Source organism: Helicobacter apodemus, from assembly GCF_000765745.2.
Taxonomy (GTDB): domain Bacteria; phylum Campylobacterota; class Campylobacteria; order Campylobacterales; family Helicobacteraceae; genus Helicobacter_D; species Helicobacter_D apodemus.
Map to the genome: position 1 here is coordinate 1 of NZ_JRPC02000060.1, position 2,462 is coordinate 2,462.

The 2,462-nt window shown below is 29.9% G+C and carries 3 protein-coding genes, 2 tRNA genes and 1 pseudogene; all 6 read left to right on the plus strand.

What is annotated here, in order from left to right; translation table 11 throughout:
* Nucleotides 1-31: 31 nt before the first annotated feature.
* The 6 genes and pseudogenes from LS72_RS10300 (at nt 32) to LS72_RS10325 (ending at nt 2,400) form a co-directional block, all read left to right on the plus strand.
* Nucleotides 32-108: transfer RNA gene (locus LS72_RS10300), tRNA-Ile, on the plus strand.
* Between the two features lie 183 nt (nt 109-291).
* Nucleotides 292-367, plus strand: a tRNA-Ala gene (locus LS72_RS10305).
* A gap of 255 nt (nt 368-622) precedes the next feature.
* The gene (locus LS72_RS10310; protein WP_138155341.1) at nt 623-970 is read left to right on the plus strand and encodes a hypothetical protein; all 348 of its coding nucleotides are present in this window, start codon (nt 623-625) and stop codon (nt 968-970) included.
* 46 nt (nt 971-1,016) lie between these two features.
* A pseudogene (locus LS72_RS10315) lies at nt 1,017-1,439 on the plus strand (2OG-Fe dioxygenase family protein); the annotation flags it as partial.
* Nucleotides 1,439-1,768, plus strand: a complete 330-nt coding sequence (locus tag LS72_RS10320) for an ACT domain-containing protein (RefSeq protein WP_034555488.1) — start codon at nt 1,439-1,441, stop codon at nt 1,766-1,768. The pseudogene LS72_RS10315 and the gene LS72_RS10320, both read left to right, overlap by 1 nt.
* A complete protein-coding gene (locus tag LS72_RS10325) occupies nt 1,768-2,400 on the plus strand; it encodes a LysE/ArgO family amino acid transporter (protein ID WP_052087403.1) in 633 nt (210 codons plus the stop codon). Before LS72_RS10320 ends, LS72_RS10325 begins: the two co-directional genes overlap by 1 nt.
* Nucleotides 2,401-2,462: the final 62 nt, after the last annotated feature.

Below are 2,462 nucleotides of genomic sequence, written 5' to 3' on the forward strand. Positions count from 1 at the left end.
GTTGTCAGAGATTGTTTGGCTTTAAAAGTAGGGGCTTATAGCTCAGGTGGTTAGAGCGCACCCCTGATAAGGGTGAGGTCGGAGGTTCAAGTCCTCCTAAGCCCACCAAAAATTGTTCTTTTTGCGATAAAGCACTGATTCTTTATTGTTTTTTTAGTCATTACCTACTTGGTAACTCCTTTTAAAAACAATTCACAATCAGCACTTTCTCATCAAAAATAACCAATTTTAAATTATCAAACTATTAAGAGAAAGAATAGAAAAACTAGATTCTCATTTAATAGTCCTCTTGGGGAATTAGCTCAGCTGGGAGAGCGCCTGCTTTGCACGCAGGAGGTCAGCGGTTCGATCCCGCTATTCTCCACCAAAATATAGCATTGATGAAGTGAATGTAATCAAATAATAGAAAATCTAAAGATTCTTATGTAAGTGTTTAATAATATATTCTTTTATGTTATGCATAAAGTAGTATAAAAGTAAGATTAAGACTTAGAGATAAAGTAGAAAATAAAAGATTCTTTCTTTGTATGAGTTTTCTTTTTGGGTTAAATATTTACATTAAAATCTTAAAAATTTCAAGTAAAATGTGTTAAGAGTGTAACTCTCTTTAAGGAATATTAATATGAAATTTACCATACCCATTTTCTTATTTGATTATAAAGATATAGGGGTAGATATTGTTGCTTTGAAGTCTAAAATTGCTTCTTTTTATGGTGAATTCCAACCTGATTACTATTTGTTGCATAAGAGAAAAATTGACTTCTTATTCCAAAATAATTTATTAAAATCCAAAGATTACACAATAGATATTGCTTCTTTAGATTTGCCTAATGGGATCACTAAAACTTTAGATTCTTTTGTTTCTAATAGAAAGCGTTTAATTTCGGAATATAGAATCAAAATTAAGGAAAAAGATATTAATATTCTAAGGATTCCAAGCCCCCCCCCCCCTTTTTTTTTGTCCAAGTGAATGCAAATTCACTAGAAAATCAGATTACAGACACTATGCAAGAAAGTTTAAAGAATTGCCTAATGAATTATTTGATGACAACCTTGTTGAGATTATTAAATTTGTATTTTTAGAAATTAAAAAATTTTTAGATTTTAGTGAGGCACATTTGATCATTCATCATACCTTAATTGAATGTATAAATGGTGAAAGTGCTACAAATTCTCCAGAAGGTAGCCATCAAGATGGTATGGATTATATTGTATCTGCTTTTGTTGTGGAGAGTCAAAACATTTGTGGAGCAAAAAGTATTCTATATTTAGAAGATAAAAAGACTAAAATTTTCCAAACAACCCTCAAAGAGGGGCAAGGTATTTTACAAGCAGATAAAGATTCTTTTTTATGGCATAAAGTTACAGACATTCAGCCAATCCATAGTGATTTACCCGCTTTTAGAAGTAGTATTGGTTTTGATATAGAGATAATTTGATGAAAATAAAAATCTTAGAGGGGGAGTTTTGTATTTATAAAACAAAAGAATCTCCAGCAATAGATAAAAGCATTTTTTGTTTTATTCAAGAAATAGATGGTTTTAGTATTATTACTTTTGCCTATAAAGGAGAGTATTCCCCCATCTTTAAAGCGTTTTATTTAGATGGTTTAGATGATTTAAATGAAAGTGGAATTCTTTATAAAGTTTTAAAACCTTTAAAAGAAAATAATATTAGTGTATTAGTAATATCAGCTTTGAATAGGGATTATATTTTTATTCATAAGAGGGACTTTAATAAAGCCATAAAATTAATGGGAATGAAATAATGGAGTTTTTCTTAAAAGGATTCTTTTTAACCTTATCGCTCATTGTTGCCATTGGAGCACAGAATGCTTTTATTATCAAACAAGGCATAATGAAGAACCATATTTTTGTCGTTAGTGGCATTTGTTTTATCTGTGATGTTGTTTTAATGGGGCTTGGGGTTTTTGGAGTAGGAGAATTTTTAGCCAAAAATAGAATCTTAAATTTACTCATTGCATCAGTTGGGATTTTATTTGTGCTATATTATGGATTTGCTTCTTTAAAGTCTGCATTTTTTGCGGAATCTCACCCTAAATTTTCACAATCTAAATCCTTGTCTCTTAAAAAAACAATTTTATTAACTTTAGCCGTTACACTTTTAAATCCCCATGTATATCTGGACACCGTTTTTGTAGTAGGGGCTTCAGCATTAATGTTTAGCTTTGATGAAAAAATTATTTTTGCCTCTGGAGCATTAGTTGCATCTTTCTTATGGTTTTTTGGTTTGGGGTATGGTGCTTTGAAGTTAAGTCAGATTCTTATTAAAATGGCTAGAATAATAGATATTCTTATAGCAATTATAATGTTTTTTATAGCTTTCTCACTTATTCGCTATGTTTCCCTTTCATCTTCTATTAAGCTTCCTATTGTATAATTTCACTTCCATTTTTTAAAACACCATCTTTGTATTTTCAAACTTTGTCTTTAAAAAATGAT

What these genes read in the sequence shown, in the direction of transcription:
- LS72_RS10320 (WP_034555488.1), top strand. Translation starts at nt 1,439, where the DNA reads ATGAAAATAAAAATCTTAGAGGGGGAGTTTTGTATTTATAAAACAAAA.
- LS72_RS10325 (WP_052087403.1), top strand. Translation starts at nt 1,768, where the DNA reads ATGGAGTTTTTCTTAAAAGGATTCTTTTTAACCTTATCGCTCATTGTT.
- LS72_RS10310 (WP_138155341.1), top strand. Translation starts at nt 623, where the DNA reads ATGAAATTTACCATACCCATTTTCTTATTTGATTATAAAGATATAGGG.